At 64.7% G+C, this 15,157-nt stretch carries 12 protein-coding genes and 2 riboswitches; of the genes, 1 reads left to right on the top strand and 11 read right to left on the bottom strand.

The window, feature by feature from the left end; genetic code table 11:
* Nucleotides 1-255: 255 nt before the first annotated feature.
* The 8 genes from CXB49_RS04440 to gluQRS form a co-directional block, all read right to left on the bottom strand.
* A complete protein-coding gene (locus tag CXB49_RS04440) occupies nt 256-1,836 on the bottom strand; it encodes an ABC transporter substrate-binding protein (RefSeq protein WP_101707260.1) in 1,581 nt (526 codons plus the stop codon).
* A 201-nt stretch (nt 1,837-2,037) separates the two neighbouring features.
* Nucleotides 2,038-4,032, bottom strand: coding sequence for a bifunctional diguanylate cyclase/phosphodiesterase (locus tag CXB49_RS04435; protein ID WP_101707259.1), 1,995 nt, complete (start codon nt 4,030-4,032; stop codon nt 2,038-2,040).
* Between the two features lie 242 nt (nt 4,033-4,274).
* Nucleotides 4,275-4,919, bottom strand: coding sequence for a bifunctional 2-polyprenyl-6-hydroxyphenol methylase/3-demethylubiquinol 3-O-methyltransferase UbiG (locus tag CXB49_RS04430; RefSeq protein ID WP_101707258.1), 645 nt, complete (start codon nt 4,917-4,919; stop codon nt 4,275-4,277).
* A gap of 353 nt (nt 4,920-5,272) precedes the next feature.
* Nucleotides 5,273-8,125 carry an aminomethyl-transferring glycine dehydrogenase gene (gcvP, locus tag CXB49_RS04425; protein ID WP_101707257.1) on the bottom strand — a complete coding sequence of 951 codons (2,853 nt, stop codon included), beginning with the start codon at nt 8,123-8,125 and terminating at the stop codon, nt 5,273-5,275.
* Between the two features lie 92 nt (nt 8,126-8,217).
* Nucleotides 8,218-8,604 carry a glycine cleavage system protein GcvH gene (gene gcvH, locus CXB49_RS04420; RefSeq protein ID WP_101707256.1) on the bottom strand — a complete coding sequence of 129 codons (387 nt, stop codon included), beginning with the start codon at nt 8,602-8,604 and terminating at the stop codon, nt 8,218-8,220.
* Between the two features lie 58 nt (nt 8,605-8,662).
* Nucleotides 8,663-9,751 carry a glycine cleavage system aminomethyltransferase GcvT gene (gene gcvT / locus CXB49_RS04415; protein ID WP_101707255.1) on the bottom strand — a complete coding sequence of 363 codons (1,089 nt, stop codon included), beginning with the start codon at nt 9,749-9,751 and terminating at the stop codon, nt 8,663-8,665.
* Between the two features lie 40 nt (nt 9,752-9,791).
* A riboswitch (glycine riboswitch) is annotated at nt 9,792-9,890 on the bottom strand.
* Nucleotides 9,891-9,904: 14 nt separating this feature from the next.
* A riboswitch (glycine riboswitch) is annotated at nt 9,905-9,995 on the bottom strand.
* A gap of 171 nt (nt 9,996-10,166) precedes the next feature.
* Entirely contained in the window at nt 10,167-11,450 is a 1,284-nt protein-coding gene (locus tag CXB49_RS04410; protein WP_233492937.1) for an amino acid permease, read from the bottom strand.
* A gap of 332 nt (nt 11,451-11,782) precedes the next feature.
* Complete coding sequence (gene gluQRS / locus CXB49_RS04405) at nt 11,783-12,679, bottom strand: tRNA glutamyl-Q(34) synthetase GluQRS (protein ID WP_101707253.1); 897 nt, start codon at nt 12,677-12,679, stop codon at nt 11,783-11,785.
* 94 nt (nt 12,680-12,773) lie between these two features.
* On the opposite strand from gluQRS, the gene fdxA reads away from it, so the two are divergent.
* Nucleotides 12,774-13,097, top strand: a complete 324-nt coding sequence (fdxA, locus tag CXB49_RS04400) for a ferredoxin FdxA (protein ID WP_101707252.1) — start codon at nt 12,774-12,776, stop codon at nt 13,095-13,097.
* A 56-nt stretch (nt 13,098-13,153) separates the two neighbouring features.
* Here fdxA and CXB49_RS04395 read toward each other — a convergent pair whose 3' ends face one another.
* Genes CXB49_RS04395 through CXB49_RS04385 form a run of 3 tightly spaced genes read right to left on the bottom strand, consistent with a single transcriptional unit; the run spans nt 13,154 to nt 15,154 of the window.
* A complete protein-coding gene (locus tag CXB49_RS04395) occupies nt 13,154-13,447 on the bottom strand; it encodes a hypothetical protein (RefSeq protein ID WP_101707251.1) in 294 nt (97 codons plus the stop codon).
* 31 nt (nt 13,448-13,478) lie between these two features.
* On the bottom strand, nt 13,479-14,084 hold the full coding sequence (cheD, locus tag CXB49_RS04390) for a chemoreceptor glutamine deamidase CheD (protein WP_101707250.1): 606 nt from the start codon (nt 14,082-14,084) through the stop codon (nt 13,479-13,481).
* Entirely contained in the window at nt 14,081-15,154 is a 1,074-nt protein-coding gene (locus tag CXB49_RS04385; protein WP_101707249.1) for a chemotaxis response regulator protein-glutamate methylesterase, read from the bottom strand. The genes cheD and CXB49_RS04385 overlap by 4 nt, the downstream gene beginning before the upstream one ends.
* Nucleotides 15,155-15,157 lie beyond the last annotated feature (3 nt).

The following is a 15,157-nucleotide window of genomic DNA, read 5'->3' as shown; positions in this document are numbered from 1 at the left end:
GCACATTCTAAGAACAAGCAAGACACGCCAAACGCCAGGCGCTCCTCTCTCTCCTCGTGACCGTAACGCAAGCGGCCACTACAGCAATACTACCAAAAGCGGGCAGGCAATATGCAACTTGCTTCGCGGCGACAACAGCGCGGGCCGCGCCGGAAGGCATTGCCGATTATTGGCCGGCCGCCGGCGCCGCCGCTTGCGCTAGAACAAGCATACCGCAAAAAGAGAGGGACTAATCGGTTTTTATTTTGCCAACTGTCATTTCAGACTGGCGCCGGCGAAACTGACGCGCCCATAGGGATTGGCCGCGAAGCCCGCCACTTCCTTCCGCGCCAGCGCGAAGGCGGTCGGATGGGCCAGCGGCAGCCACAAAGCCTGATCGTGGACGATGCGTTGCGCCGCCTGGTAGAGCTTGGTCCTGGCCTTGAAGTCGCTGGTCCGCTTGCCGTCGGCGATCAGCTTGTCCAGCTTGGGCTCGCAATAGCGCGCGAAGTTGGTGCCGGACTGGACGGCGGAGCAGGAAAACTGCGGCGTCAGGAAGTTGTCCGGATCGCCGTTGTCGCCGGCCCAGCCCATGAACAGCATCTCATGCTCGCCGGCCTTGCCGCGCCTGATCAACTCGCCCCACTCCAGCACCTTGATCTGCAGACGGATGCCGATCTTGGCCAGGTCGGCCTGCAGCAGTTCGGCACCGGCCTTCGGATTCGGGTTGAGCGTGCTGCCGCCCGGCCGCACCCACACCGAGATGTCGAAACCGTTTGGATAGCCGGCCTGCGCCAGCAACCTCTTCGCCTGTGCCGGATCGTGCGGGTAGGGCTTGACGGTCTTGTCGTAGCTCCAGGTATTCGGCGGATAGATCAGATTGGCCGGCGTCGCGGTGTTGTCGAACACCACCTTCAAGTAATGGCTTTTGTCGAAGGCGAGATTGATCGCCTGTCTCACCAGCGGATTGTCCAGCGGCTTCTTCTGGCTGTTCAGCGCGACAAAGGCAGTCATGAAGGCCGGCGTGCTCAACAGCTGCAGCCTGGCATCGGACTTGGCGGCCTGCACGTCCTGCGGCTTAGGCGACAGCGCGATCTGGCATTCGCCGGCCCGCAGCTTCTGCAATCTGACGCTGGAGTCCGGCGTGATCGCGTAAATCAACCCGGACACCTTGGGCTTGCCGCCGAAATATGAGGCATTGGGCAGGTAGCGCACCAGCGCGTCCTTGGCGAAGCTCTTGAACACGAAGGGACCGGTGCCGATGGGCTTGCTGTTGAGGTCGGCCGTCCTGCCCGCCGCCAGCAGCTGCGCCGCGTATTCGGCGGAATAGATCGAGGCAAAGCCCATCGTCAGGCTGGACAGGAAAGTGGCTTCCGGATAATTGAGCTCGAAGCGCACCGTCTGCGCGTCCAGCTTGCGCACCGCCTTGATCAGCTTCGGAAACTGCATCGCCTGCGCATGCGGATAACCGGAGGGCGCCGTCTTGTACCAGGGATGCTCGGGATTCAGCATGCGCTCGAAGCTGAACACCACGTCGTCGGCGTTCAGCTTGCGCGTCGGCTTGAAATAATCGGTATTGTGAAAAGCGGCGTCGGCGCGCAGATGGAAGGTATAGCTCAAGCCGTCGGCGCCGACATCCCAGCTGCGCGCCAGGCTGGGCCGCAGCTTGCCGCTGGCGGCATCGTACTCGACCAGCCGGTTCATCAGCACGTCGGCCGAGGCATTGGTGGTGACCAGCGAGTTGTACTGCACCACGTCGAAGCCTTCCGGATTGGCGTCGGTGCAGACGGTCAGCGGCCTGGCGACGGCGGCCAGCGGCAGCAAGGCCGCCAGCAGGGCGAGACGCGGAATCTTCATGGTTTTCTCCTTGCGGCGCGCGGCGGCGATGCCGTGCGCATGAACCGCCCTAGGGTAAGCCAACAGCGGGATAAAAACCACGACTTAATCCACATATTGATATAAGAGCCTGTTCACGATCCTTTTGCGGCATCGGCGGTCTTCTGCCGGTTGCCGGGCGCGGAAAGCAGCCCCTTCCGAGGCCGCCGCCGGATCGCGCTCTCACAGCAATAATTGCGCAAACGCCGCCGCCGGCAGGGCCGGGCTGCACAGGAAGCCCTGATATTCCTGGCAGCCTCGCGCGGCCAGCCACTGCAGCTGCCGCGGCGTCTCCACGCCTTCCGCCACCATGTTCAGACCCATCATCCGGCACAGCGTGGTGATCAGCTCGGCGATCGCCGGTTTCTCGTCGAGATCGGCGATGAACGATCGGTCTATCTTCAAGGAGGTCAGCGGGTAGCGCTGCAGATAGGCCAGGTTGGAATAGCCTGTGCCGAAGTCGTCGACCGCGATGCGCACGCCCTGGTCGCGCAAGGCCTGCAGCGTGCGCATGGTCTGCTCGTCGTGACCCAGCAACACCGACTCGGTGATCTCCAGTTCCAGCCGCTCGGGCTGGCAGCCGCTGTCGGCGATGACCTGGGCCACCAGCGCCGGCAGCGCCGGATCGACGAACTGGCAGGCAGACAGATTGACCGACACCGTCAGGTCCAGGCCGCGCTCCCGCCACGATCGCTGCTGTCGCGCCGCCTGCAGCAGAATCTGCCGCCCCAGCTCCAGAATCATGCCGCAGTCTTCGCACAAGGACACGAAGGTATCCGGCATCAGCAAGCCGCGCTGCGGATGCTGCCAGCGCGCCAGCGCCTCCGCCCCGACCACCTGGCCGCTGGCGACATTGACCCTGGGCTGGAAATGGGCGATGAACTCCCCCCGCTCCAGGCCGCGGCGGATGTCGTGCTCCAGCGCCAGCTGCGCCTGGCTGCGCGCCTCCAGCGCCGGCGTGAAGAACACCAGGTTGTTGCGTCCGGCATCCTTGGCGGCATACATCGCCAGATCGGCGTGCCGCATCATCTGCTCGATATCGAGCGCGCCATCGCCGCACAGGCTGACGCCTATCGACGCCGACACGCTGACATCCATGCCGCCCAGCCGCACAGGCATGCCCAGGCTTTGCAGGATTCGGCGCCCCAACTCCTGGGCCCGGGCCTCGGCTTGAGGCGCCGCCAGCATCACCAGGAATTCGTCGCCGCCCAGTCGCGCCACCTTGTCGTCGTGACCGAGCAGCTGCGTCAGCCGGCCGCTCATGCGGATCAGCAATTCGTCGCCGCTGGCGTGGCCCAGCGAATCGTTGACGTTCTTGAAGCGATCCAGGTCGATGAACATCAGCGCCACTTCGCGGCCATTGCGCCGGGCCTGCTGCAGATAAGGCAGGCATTCGCTGCGGATGCCGTTGCGATTGGGCAGGCCGGTCAGCACATCGTGGTTGGCCAGGAAGCTGGCGCGCGCCTCGGCATGCTTCAGATCGGTGATGTCCACCTCGCTGACCAAGAGCGCGTCCTGGCCCGAAATCGCGTCGCGGCAGGCGCGCGCGGCGATCTCGTGCCAGCGCGTGCCCAGCCGGGTCTGCACCTGGGCCAGACGGCGCGCCTCTCCGGCGGCGACCACGCCCTGTTTCAACGCCTGCCAGTCGGCGTCGTGAAGAAAACGGCCGCGCCAATCCTCCGCCGCGTGCGCCACCTTGGCCCGCGCCGACGGATTGCGGTATAGCGCCCGTCCGGCGCCGTCGTACAAGGTGATCAGCGTCGAGGTGTGCATCAGCGCCTCGGCGCTGCGCAGCGTGGCCGGATCGGCGCTCAGCGTGTTCTGCGCCTCGCAGAACATCATCATCCGGCCATCAACGCGGATGCCGCGGAACGCCACTTTCAGCAGTTGCGGCAATCCATTGGGATACAATGTCCAGCTTTCGGTGAACACGGCGTTGTCGCGCTCGAAATCCTGCTGGTACTGACCCAGCCGCTGAGCCACCGACACCGACATGTCCGCCGCCATGTCGCGGGTGCGCAGCTCGGCCAGACTGTCCGCACCCCACAGCTGCAGCGCGGCGCCATTGGCCCAGAACACTCGCTTGTGATCGATATCGAACACCCATACCGGCAAGCTGAGGGCTTCCAGCATTTCCAGTTTGTCTCCCTGCCAGGAGATCACTTTATTGTTCGGCATGCTTGCCGCTAACCTTTTATTTATCCATCAAAAAATGCTGATCGTCGCTTTTCGGCGGCAGCGGCCATTGTAGCAAGCAAATCGCGTCCGCCAGTGGATTTCGACGCATAGGCGCCGCGGCGGCGGTCCATCGAAATAGTTCGCTTACGAACCGTTTAGACCGTTTAAAGCGTCGGCTATCGCATTCGGCAATAAAAAAAGCGGAGCGCCCCGCGCCCCGCCTTTTCCTGTGTCGGACTGTCTCAGACGGCCCGCAACTGGTCGTTGCGGCCAAACAACCTGGCGATGCCGTGATAGTGCGGCAGGCCGTGCCCGACATCCAGCGCATACTCTTCCTGGTAGGCCAGCAGCGCCAACGACGAGAATTGCTGGCGCAATTCGTCCGGCCGGTAGTAATGGCGGACGTAGGCGGCGGTCTCGCTGGCTTGTCCGCCGTCGACGATGCAACCGGGGTCATTGACCATGAAAACCGACACGAACAGATAACCGCCCGGCACCAGCCCATCCATCATCGCCTGCGCCAGCCGATGGCCGGACGCCTCGTCCAGATGATCGAGCGAGGTATTGGCGACAATGACCTGATAGCGCCGCGGCTCGATTTCCAGATTGGCCAGATTGACCACCTTGGCGCTGACGTCGAGCCGGCGTTCGCCCGCCTGCGCGCTCAGCCGCTCCACCGCCTCCGAAGATTCGTCGACGCCGCACATCGAGAAACCGCAGGAAGCCAGGTACAGCGCATTGCGTCCCTGCCCGCAACCCAGGTCCAGCCCGGGTCCGGTGCCCTTCACACCATACTTCTCCAGATAATGCACCAGGAACGGAGACGGCTTGTCTCCATAGAAAGAACCGTTATTGCGATAGTATCCGTCAAAATCTGCAGCACCCATCTCGCTTGCCCCTGCTTTGCCTGCCTGCCAAAACCGGTACCCGCCGACGATGATGCCGAGCCGACTAAGTACCACCACTTATCTAAGTAGTAGTCAGCTTAGGACATTGTGACAATGTTGATATTTTTAAGAAGGCCAAATTTATGCAGATGCTGGCTATCCAGGCTGCCAAATGCGGGAAAGAGGCTAAGTATTAATACCTATCTCGATAGGGAGTTAAGTATTAATACTTATCCAATTTGGAAATAACAATATGCCGTCACGCCCGGCATCGGCCCCGCTATCGATGGCCGGCGCCTGCGGCAAAAAAAACGCCCCGCAGGCTATGCGGGGCGCGGTGTCGCCGACACAGCTTACTGGTAAGCGTCCATGCCGGGGCAACTGCACACCACGTTGCGGTCGCCATAGACATCGTCGATGCGGTTCACGCTCGGCCAGAACTTGTTCTCCAGCACATAGGGCAGCGGGAACAGACCCTGCTCGCGGCTGTACGGACGACTCCAGTCGCCAGCGATGTCGGCCTTGCTGTGCGGCGCGTTGCAGAGCGGGTTGTTGTCCGCCGGCCACGCGCCGTCCTGCACCTGGGCGATCTCGGCGCGAATGGCCGCCATCGCGGCGATGAAGCGGTCCAGCTCGGCCTTGGGCTCCGATTCGGTCGGCTCTATCATCAGCGTGCCCGGCACCGGGAAGCTCATCGTCGGCGCGTGGAAGCCATAGTCCATCAGACGCTTGGCCACATCGACTTCGGTCACGCCGGAAGCCGCCTTCAGCGGGCGCAGATCGATGATGCACTCATGCGCGACGCGGCCATTGGCGCCGGTGTACAGCACCGGGAAGTGCTCGGCCAGACGGGTGGCCAGGTAGTTGGCCGACAACAGCGCGTTCTCGGTGGCCTGCTTCATGCCCTCGGCGCCCATCATCGCGATATACATATAGGAGATCGGCAGGATGGATGCGGAGCCGAACGGCGCGGCGGACACCGCGGTCTGGCCTTCCACCGCGCCCGGCACCGGCGCCACCACATGGTTGGCGATGAACGGCGCCAAATGGGCCTTCAGGCCGATCGGGCCCATGCCGGGGCCGCCGCCGCCGTGCGGGATGCAGAAGGTCTTGTGCAGATTCATGTGCGACACGTCGGCGCCGATGTCGGCCGGACGGGTCAGGCCCACCTGGGCGTTCAGGTTGGCGCCGTCCATGTAGACCTGGCCGCCGTGCGCGTGGACGATCTCGCAGATCTCTTTGATGCCCTGCTCGAACACGCCGTGGGTGGATGGATAGGTGATCATCAGCGCCGCCAGATTGGCGGCGTGCTGCTCGGCCTTGGCCTTCAGATCGGCGACGTCGACGTTGCCGGCGTCGTCGCACTTCACCACCACCACCTGCATATTCATCATCTGCGCGGTGGCCGGATTGGTGCCGTGCGCCGATTGCGGGATCAGGCAGATGTCGCGGTGCCCCTCTCCGCGCGACTCGTGGTAACGGCTGATCGCCAGCAGGCCGGCGTACTCGCCCTGGGCGCCGGAGTTCGGCTGCATCGAGATCGCATCGAAGCCGGTGATCGCCTTCAACTGCGTCTGCAGACCCTCGATCAGCTGCAGATAGCCGACCGTCTGCTCGCGCGGCGCGAACGGGTGCATATTGGCGAATTCCGGCCAGGTGATCGGAATCATCTCGCTGGTGGCGTTCAGCTTCATCGTGCAGCTGCCCAGCGAGATCATCGAGTGGTTCATCGCCAGATCGCGGTTTTCCAGCTTCTTCATATAGCGCAGCATCTCGTGCTCGCTATGGTGGGTGTTGAACACCGGGTGGCTCAGGATGGCCGATTCGCGCTTGAGCGCTGCCGGAATCGCGTCCTGGGCGGCGGCGTCAAGCTGGGCCAGGTCGGCCGGCTTGCCGGTGAACAGCTCGATCAGCCGGGACAGGTCGGCTTCGGTGGCCGCTTCGTGGAAGGCCACGCCCAACACGGTCTTGCCGGCGCGGCGCAGATTGTAGCCGGCGGCCAGCGCGGCGGCGTAGATGGCGTCGGCCTTGGCCGCGTCCACCTGCACGGTGTCGAAGAAGCGGTCGAAGACCAGCTTGCCGCCTGCTTCCTTCACCGCGTGGGCGAAGATCGCCGCCAGACGGTGGATGCGGGCGGCGATGCGCTTGACGCCCTCTGCGCCGTGGTAGACGGCGTACAGGCCGGCGATATTCGCCAACAATACCTGGCTGGTACAGATGTTGGAGTTGGCCTTCTCGCGGCGGATGTGCTGTTCGCGGGTCTGCAGCGCCATCCGCAGCGCGGTCTTGCCCTTGGCGTCGATGGACACGCCGATGATGCGGCCCGGCGCCGAGCGCTTCATCTCGTCGCGGAACGCGAAGTAGGCGGCGTGCGGACCGCCGAAGCCCATCGGCACGCCGAAGCGCTGGGTATTGCCCAGCGCGATGTCGGCGCCCATCTCGGCCGGCGACTTCAGCGCCACCAGCGCCATCACGTCGGCGGCGACGGCGACGACGCCGCCCTTGGCCTTGATCGCGGCGATGTGCGGAGTCAGATCGATCAGGTCGCCGGCCTCGCCCGGATACTGGAACAGCGCGCCGAAATAGTCGCCGTTGCCGGCCTCCTCCGGGTGGCCCGACACCAGCTCGAAACCGAAGTACTTGGCGCGGGTCTTCATCACGTCCAGCGTCTGCGGCAGCACGCGGCTGTCGACGAAGAAGCTGACGGATTTGGACTTGGACACGCGTTTCGCCATCGCCATCGCCTCGGCGGCGGCGGTGGCCTCGTCCAGCAAGGACGCGTTGGCCATTTCCAGGCCGGTCAGGTCTATCACCATCTGCTGGAAGTTCAACAACGCCTCCAGCCGGCCCTGGGCGATCTCAGCCTGGTACGGCGTGTAAGCGGTATACCAGCCCGGGTTTTCCAGCACATTGCGCAGGATGACGGTGGGCGTCAGCACCGGGTAGTAACCCAGGCCGATAAAGGATTTGTTGACGATGTTCTTGGACGCCACGGCCTTCAGCGCGGCCAGCGCCTCGGCTTCCGGCTGCGGCGCCGGCAGGTCCAGCCGGCGGTTCAGGCGGATGTCGGCCGGCAGCGTCTGGTCGACCAGCGCGTCTATCGACGGCACGCCGACGGCGGCCAGCATCTCGGCGCGCTCGGCGTCTGACGGCCCGATGTGGCGGGCGATGAATTCGTGGCGATTGAAGAGTTCGGAGAGCGACATGCTTGGGACTTTCTTCGTTGCGGCGGCCTAGACGAGGCCGCGCCGGAAAAAACAACGCCCCGGCGTCTTGCGACGGCGGGGCGGTCAGGCTATCAGGCGCCGATTTCCTTGGCGTAGGCGGCGGCGTCCATCAGGCCGTCGAGATCCGCGGCCTTGGCCGGCTTGATCCTGAAGAACCAGCCGTCGCCGTACGGGTCGGTGTTGGCCAGTTCCGGCTCGCCTTCCAGCTCCTCGTTGACGGCCAGCACTTCGCCTGCGATCGGACAGTAGACGTCGGAAGCGGCCTTCACCGACTCCACCACGCCGGCCTGCTCATCGCGGGCCAGCACGGCGCCGACCTTGGGCAGCTCGACGAAGACGATGTCGCCCAGCAGCTGCTGCGCGTGCTCGGTGATGCCGACGGTGACGGAGCCGTCGGCTTCCAGGCGCAGCCATTCGTGGCTGTCGACGTATTTCAGTTCGGCGGGGATATTGCTCATCTCGGTTTTCTCCAGTCCTAGCTATGATCGGGATGGCGGCGCCTCGGCGCCGGCCGGTTTATTCGAATACTTTCTTGCCGTTGCGCACGAAAGGCATCTTGACCACGCGGACATCGGTCAGCGCGCCGCGCAGGTCCACCTGGGCGGTGGCGCCGGTGGCGGCCGGCACGCGGGCGATGGCGATCGAGTGTTTCAGCGTCGGCGAGAAGGTGCCGCTGGTGATCACGCCTTCGCCCACGCCATCCACCACCACCTTCAGGCCCTCGCGCAGCACGCCGCGGCCTTCCAGCACCAGGCCCACCTGCTTCATCTTCACGCCGGCGGCCTTCTGAGCTTCCAGCGCCTCTCGGCCGTTGAACTTGCGCTCGGCCGGCTCCCAGGCGATGGTCCAGCCCATGCCGGCTTCCAGCGGCGACACGGTCTCGTCCATGTCGTGGCCGTACAGATTCATGCCGGCCTCCAGGCGCAGCGTGTCGCGCGCGCCCAGGCCGATGGGCGCGACGCCGGCGGCTTGCAATTGATTGAAGAAGGAAATGGCCTGATCGGCCGGCACCATGATTTCCAGGCCGTCCTCGCCGGTGTAGCCGGTGCGGGCATAGAACCATTCGCCCTGCGGCAGGCCCTGGAACACTTTCAGCGCGCCGATGGCGTCGGCCAGTTCCGGTTTGACGGCACAGACTTTTTCAATGGCCCGGGGACCCTGCACCGCCAGCATCGCCAGATCGCGGCGCACTTTCAGCGCCACGTCGAGGCCGGCCTTCTGGCCCTCCATCCAGGCCAGGTCCTTGTCGGTGGTGCCGGCGTTGACCACCATGCGGTAGCCATAGGACGTCAGATAAACGATCAGGTCGTCGACGACGGTACCTTCCGGGGTCAGCATGCCGGAATACAGCGCCTTGCCCTCGAAGCCGAGCTTGGCCACGTCGTTGGAGATCAGTTTTTGCAGCCAGGATTTGGCGTCGGAGCCGGTGATGTCGACCACCGTCATATGGGAAACGTCGAACATGCCGGCGTCGCTGCGGACGATTTCGTGTTCTTTCAGCTGGGAACCGTAGTGGATGGGCATTTCCCAACCGGCGAAATCAACCATCTTGGCGCCGGCGGCGAGGTGGGCTTCAAACAGCGGAGTACGTTTCGGAGCCGTCATGGCGCGCGTCCTTCGAGAAAAGTGTGGATAGCCTCATCAACCACACCCCTCTGTCCCGGCACCTGAGATTTTCCGGCCGTATAAGCCGTTAGCCCCTTCGGTGGGCGCCGTGGCGGCGCCGCTCTCCAGATTGCGCGAACCGGCTGCCGCCGGCCCGATGATACAGTCCTTTTGCCTGAGCGATTGCGGGTGCGCTTGCGCCTTCGGCGGCGGCCAGCAAGCCGCTCTCTCCTGTATGATTCGGCGATTATGGTGGCAGTCGCGCAGGCTTGGCAAGCCGTTATTATTTCTACTTAAAACGATATGAGAAAATGTTTTTCAAGGAAAAAATACGCTCAAAATTTACATTCGAAATCATTCGAAAACGAAAAAAGCACAGCATAAAAGCTGTGCTTTTTTTGGCTCGCTACCACGGCTAGCCCGCCGCGTGCCGCTCCTTCAACTGCCAGACATAGATAGGCAGGCCCAGCAGCAAGAGCAGCATGCCCCACATCACGATGTCGGCGCCGGAGCCGTACAGCGCCCACAGCGAGTAGACGAAGCCGATGCCGGCGAAGAAACCGGGCGCCACGAAATCGCGCGCGGAGAACTCCTTGCCGCGCATCAGCATGATGGCGATCAGCGCCATCGAGCAGAAGGCGTACGGCAGCAGCGTGGTGGCGGTGGCCAACAGGATGATGAATTCGAAGATCTTGACGCCGCTGTCGCCGCCGGCGTACTTCATCGCCATCAGCACGGTGACCAGGCCGCTGGACAGCAAGAGGCCGAAGATGGGCACGCCGGCCGCGTTGCGCTGGCCGAAACGGCTGGGGAACAGGCCGTCCTTGGCCGCCGCCGCCGGCACATGCGCCTGCATCAGGCTCCAGCCGTTCAGCGCGCCGAAGCAGGACACCACCGCGCCGAAGCCGACCGCCCAATAGCCCCAGTCGCCCCACATCAGCCGCGCGGCGTCGGCGAACGGTGCCTGGGAGGCCGCCAGCACGTCGGCCGGCATCAAGCCCATCAACGATACCGTGGACAGGATGTAGAGCACGGTGGCCAGCAGCGTGCCGATCACGGTGGCGCGCGGGATGGTCTTCTCCGGTTCCACCACGTCGCCGGCCGGCACCGAGGCCGACTCCAGTCCCAGGAAGGCCCACAGCGTCAGCGCCATCGTCGCCGACAGCGAGGACAGCAGCGGCTTGTGGTGCGGATTGAACGCCAGATTGTCCGGCTGGAAATGGAAGAAGCCGATAAAGGTGACCGCCGCCAGCGGCAGCAATTTCAGCAATGTGGTCACCACCGCGACCATGCCGGAGCTGCGCGCGCCGCGGCTGTTGATCCAGGTGACGATCCAGATCAGGCCGATGGCGACGGCGCCGGCCAGCGGCTCGTCATGGCCCAGCGCCGGAAAGAAGACCTGCATATAACTGGTGGCGGCCACGGCCAGCGCGGCATTGCCGGCCCACAGCGCGATCCAGTAGCCCCAGGCTATCCAGAAACCGGCGAAATCGCCGAAGCCGGCGTGAATGTAGGCGTACGGACCGCCTTCGCGCGGCAGGATGGCCGACAGGCGGGCAAACACCAGCGCCAGGCAGATGGCGCCGCCGGAGGTCAAGAGCCAGCCCAGCATCGATACGCCGCCGAACGGCGCCAGCGAAGCCGGCAGCAAAAACACGCCGGAACCTATCATATTGCCCACTACCAGGGCGGTGCACATCCAGACTCCGAGCGAGCCTTTATTGTGGGTGGAACGGTTTTCGCTCAAACCTGATTCTCCGTCGCGAACGAAAGCATCGCGCGCCAGGCGGCCGGGCCTGGCGTCAAACATGCGGGAAGTGGCAAACAGCGCCAGCCGGCTCGCGCCGCTGGCTTCACGATAGACGAAACCGGAACATCCGGCCGGCCGGCGGCGCTTGGCGCCTGCTGCCGCGTCGAAAAAAAGGGCGCATTAAAACACAGTTTTGACGTAAAAACATGTCGCATCGGCGATTTTTTTTAAAAAAAATCGTGCGGCGCCAGCAACTTATGCCATTCAGCTTGCGGATGGAATCAATCGGACGCCGCCAGCAGCGGACCGCGCGGCACGCGGGACAGCGACCAGTTGGCGACGGCCCAGCGCCACAGCTCGGCCAGATCGCCGCACTCGGCCGGCGGCGCGTGCCCCAGCCGCGCCAGCGCGCCGCGCAGGCAGCGCGCGGCGTCGTCTACGCCTATCGCCGGCGCCAGCGTCTGCTTGGACAGTTTTTCGCCGGCGGCATTGGTCAGCACCGGCAGATGGCAATAGCCCGGCGCTTCCCGGCCCAGCGCGTCGTAGACGGCGAGCTGCCTCGGCGTCGACACCAGAAGGTCGGCGCCGCGGACGATGTCGGTGACGCCCTGCTCGGCGTCGTCGACCACCACCGCCAGCTGATAGGCCCAGAAGCCGTCGGCGCGCAGCAGCACGAAATCGCCGATGTCGCGCGCCAGGTTCTGGCCATACTCGCCCTGCAGCCGGTCGCGCAGCACGCGCTCCCCCTCCCCGACCCGCAAGCGCCAGGCCCGGCCTGCGCGGCCATCCGGGCAGCCGTTGCGGCAGGTTCCCGGATAGACATGGCCGTCCAGCCCGCGCCGAGCGCGCTCGGCGATCTCCTTGCGGGTGCAGCAACAGCCATAGGCATGGCCGGCATCGATCAAACGGTTCAACGCTTCGCGGTACAGTGGATGGCGCCGGCTCTGGTAAACCACCTCGCCATCCCACTCGAAGCCGAAGGCCTCCAGCGTGCGCAGGATGTCGGCGGCTGCGCCGGGCACTTCGCGCGGCGGATCCAGGTCCTCCATCCGCAGCAGCCACTGGCCCCCGCGGCTGCGCGCTTCCAGATAGCTGCCGACGGCGGTGCTGAGCGAGCCTGCGTGCAACAGGCCGGTGGGACTGGGCGCGAAACGGCCCCGGTACGAGGGATAAGACATCGGGTTCAAGGCTGCCGAATCCGACGGAATCGGCGAATTGCCGCTAAAATGACGGTAATCCCGAACCACGATCCAGCTTTAGAAGGGTAGACGAATGACGTACGTTGTAACCGATGCCTGTATCAAATGCAAATACACCGACTGCGTGGAAGTCTGCCCGGTGGATTGCTTCCGGGAAGGCCCGAACTTCCTGGTGATAGACCCGGACGAGTGCATAGACTGCTCCTTGTGCGTGCCGGAATGCCCGATAGGCGCCATCTATTCCGAAGACGACGTGCCCAAGGGACAGGAAGGCTTCCTCGAGCTCAACGCCGAGTTGGCGAAGAACTGGCCCAGCATCGTCGAGCGCGTTGATCCGCTGCCGGACCACGCCGACTGGGCCGAGGTCAAGGACAAGCTGAAGTATCTGGAGCGCTAGCGGCCGCGCCTCCGTCCGGTCGGCGTCGGCGCGCCCTGGCTCGGCGTTCGCGGCCCTCATTGGCAGCGGAACACCGCCCGGCTGCGCTCGGCGTCCCGTTTTTCCACCTGCAGCAAGACGGCGTGCCTGCCGGAGACGCCGCACGCGACATCGGCGCGCTTGCCGGCTTCGGACAGCTCGCCGCCGTAGACGTGGGCATATTCGTACACCAGCCGCTGCTCGGAAACCTCGACCGGCCGCACCGTCTCGCCCGGCGTGACGAAAGCGACGCCGTGCATGGCGCAGCCGCCGATGCAGCCGGCCGCCAGGCCCGCCAGCGCGCGGCGCTTCGACGCGGAAAATCCCGCCATTGCCCCCTCCTCCGGCGCCAGCGCGCCTTGGCTAAATAAACAAATCGATATCACCGGTCTTGGCGCCCTCGTTCTGCTCCAGGATGCGGCCGCGATAAGGCATCTCCTCCTTGATCGCGCCGCTGCTGCGCTTGAGCTTCTTGATCAGCACCTTGCCGGTGTTGGTGAAAAAATAGACCTTGCGCGCGCAATCGCCCAACAGGTCCTCGGCCAGGACGGGAATCTGTTCGTTGGCCAGATAGCCGCGAATGAAGTGGGTGTTGCGCTCGCCAACGTTGACCACCGTCATGCCGTCCAGCACATTGCCGGCGCCGAAGATCTTGGCCTCCAGTCTATGCCGCATCGCGCCGAGCTTCTGCATGTCGGTGATCAGCAACTCCATCGCGTTGACGCCAAAGCGGGCGGCGGAAGCGCCGGAGCCCAGGTCGAGCGAGCCTTCCGGCAGCAGGAAATGATTCATGCCGGCCACGCCGGACAGCCGGTCGCTCAGGCAGACCGCCACGCACGAACCCAGCAGCGTCACCAACAAGCGTGGCTGATCAGTCGCGTGGAACTCGCCGGGAAACACCTTGACCGCCGTCATCTGGAAATGCTTGTCGAAATACTGGTGGCTGTTCGGCATGCCTGCATCGCTCATGGGCCCACCCTTTCCGCCTGGCTCTGCAGGCATTCGACCACCTTGGCCGCCAATCTGCCCAGCGGATGGACATGCATCACCGCGCCCAGCCGGAACGCCTCGCGAGGCATGCCGTACACCACGCAGCTGGCCTCGTCCTGGCCAAAGGTCAGCGCCCCGGCATTGCGCATCCTCAGCATGCCCTCGGCGCCGTCCCGTCCCATTCCGGTCAGGATCACGCCGATGGCGTCCTTGCCCAGATGGTCGGCGGCGGAGTCGAACAAGGGGTCCACCGCCGGGCGATGGCGGTTGACCGGCTCTCCCTGGTCCAGCGCGATCAGATAGGCGCCGGCGCTTCCCGGCCTGACCCGCATATGCGAATGCCCCGGCGCGATATAGGCGACCCCGGCCCGGACCGGCTCGCCGTCTTCCGCCTCCTTCACCCGCATCGGACACAGCTTGTCCAGCCGCGCGGCGAAGGTGAAGGTGAAATGCTCCGGCATGTGCTGGACGATCAGGATAGGCGGGCCGTCGGCCGGCATGCCGGACAGGAAGTCCTTGATCGCCTCGGTGCCGCCGGTGGAGGCGCCGACGAACACCATCGCGTTGCGCCGCCAGCCCGCGCTGACGACGACGCGCCCGGCCGGTGGCGGCTGGCGGAAACGCTGCGGCTGGCGCAGTCGGGCCGCCGCCGCCATTCTCAGCTTGTCGCGGATCTCGTCGGCATATTCCTGCATGCGCCGCGACACGTCCTCGCTGGGCTTGTGCACGAAATCGACCGCGCCGATCTCCAGCGCCGCCAGCGCGGTCTCGGAACCGGTCTCGGTCAGCGACGAGATCATCAGCACCGGGGTCGGTTTCAGCCTCATCAACCGGCGCAGAAATTCCAGGCCGTCCATCCGCGGCATCTCGACATCCAGCGTCACCACGTCCGGGCTGGTCTCGCGTATGCGCTCGCGGGCGATCAGCGGATCGGAGGCGGTCGCCACCACCTCCATGTCCGGCGCCTCGTTGACGATGGTGGTCAGCAGATTGCGTATCAGCGCCGAATCGTCGACCACCACCACCCGGATCTTCCTCTGCTCCGCCATCGC

It is taken from the genome of Chromobacterium sp. ATCC 53434, assembly GCF_002848345.1.
GTDB lineage: Bacteria > Pseudomonadota > Gammaproteobacteria > Burkholderiales > Chromobacteriaceae > Chromobacterium.
The sequence above is the reverse complement of the archived record's forward strand: the minus strand, read 5'-3'. Positions and strand labels throughout refer to the sequence as shown.

Excerpts from the sequence above, each read along its gene's own strand:
- CXB49_RS04410 (WP_233492937.1), bottom strand. The coding sequence starts at position 11,450 with ATGTGCACCGCCCTGGTAGTGGGCAATATGATAGGTTCCGGCGTGTTT.
- fdxA (WP_101707252.1), top strand. The coding sequence starts at position 12,774 with ATGACGTACGTTGTAACCGATGCCTGTATCAAATGCAAATACACCGAC.
- CXB49_RS04385 (WP_101707249.1), bottom strand. The coding sequence starts at position 15,154 with ATGGCGGAGCAGAGGAAGATCCGGGTGGTGGTGGTCGACGATTCGGCG.
- CXB49_RS04435 (WP_101707259.1), bottom strand. The coding sequence starts at position 4,032 with ATGCCGAACAATAAAGTGATCTCCTGGCAGGGAGACAAACTGGAAATG.
- gcvT (WP_101707255.1), bottom strand. The coding sequence starts at position 9,751 with ATGACGGCTCCGAAACGTACTCCGCTGTTTGAAGCCCACCTCGCCGCC.
- cheD (WP_101707250.1), bottom strand. The coding sequence starts at position 14,084 with ATGAGCGATGCAGGCATGCCGAACAGCCACCAGTATTTCGACAAGCAT.
- CXB49_RS04430 (WP_101707258.1), bottom strand. The coding sequence starts at position 4,919 with ATGGGTGCTGCAGATTTTGACGGATACTATCGCAATAACGGTTCTTTC.
- gluQRS (WP_101707253.1), bottom strand. The coding sequence starts at position 12,679 with ATGTCTTATCCCTCGTACCGGGGCCGTTTCGCGCCCAGTCCCACCGGC.
- gcvH (WP_101707256.1), bottom strand. The coding sequence starts at position 8,604 with ATGAGCAATATCCCCGCCGAACTGAAATACGTCGACAGCCACGAATGG.
- CXB49_RS04395 (WP_101707251.1), bottom strand. The coding sequence starts at position 13,447 with ATGGCGGGATTTTCCGCGTCGAAGCGCCGCGCGCTGGCGGGCCTGGCG.
- CXB49_RS04440 (WP_101707260.1), bottom strand. The coding sequence starts at position 1,836 with ATGAAGATTCCGCGTCTCGCCCTGCTGGCGGCCTTGCTGCCGCTGGCC.
- gcvP (WP_101707257.1), bottom strand. The coding sequence starts at position 8,125 with ATGTCGCTCTCCGAACTCTTCAATCGCCACGAATTCATCGCCCGCCAC.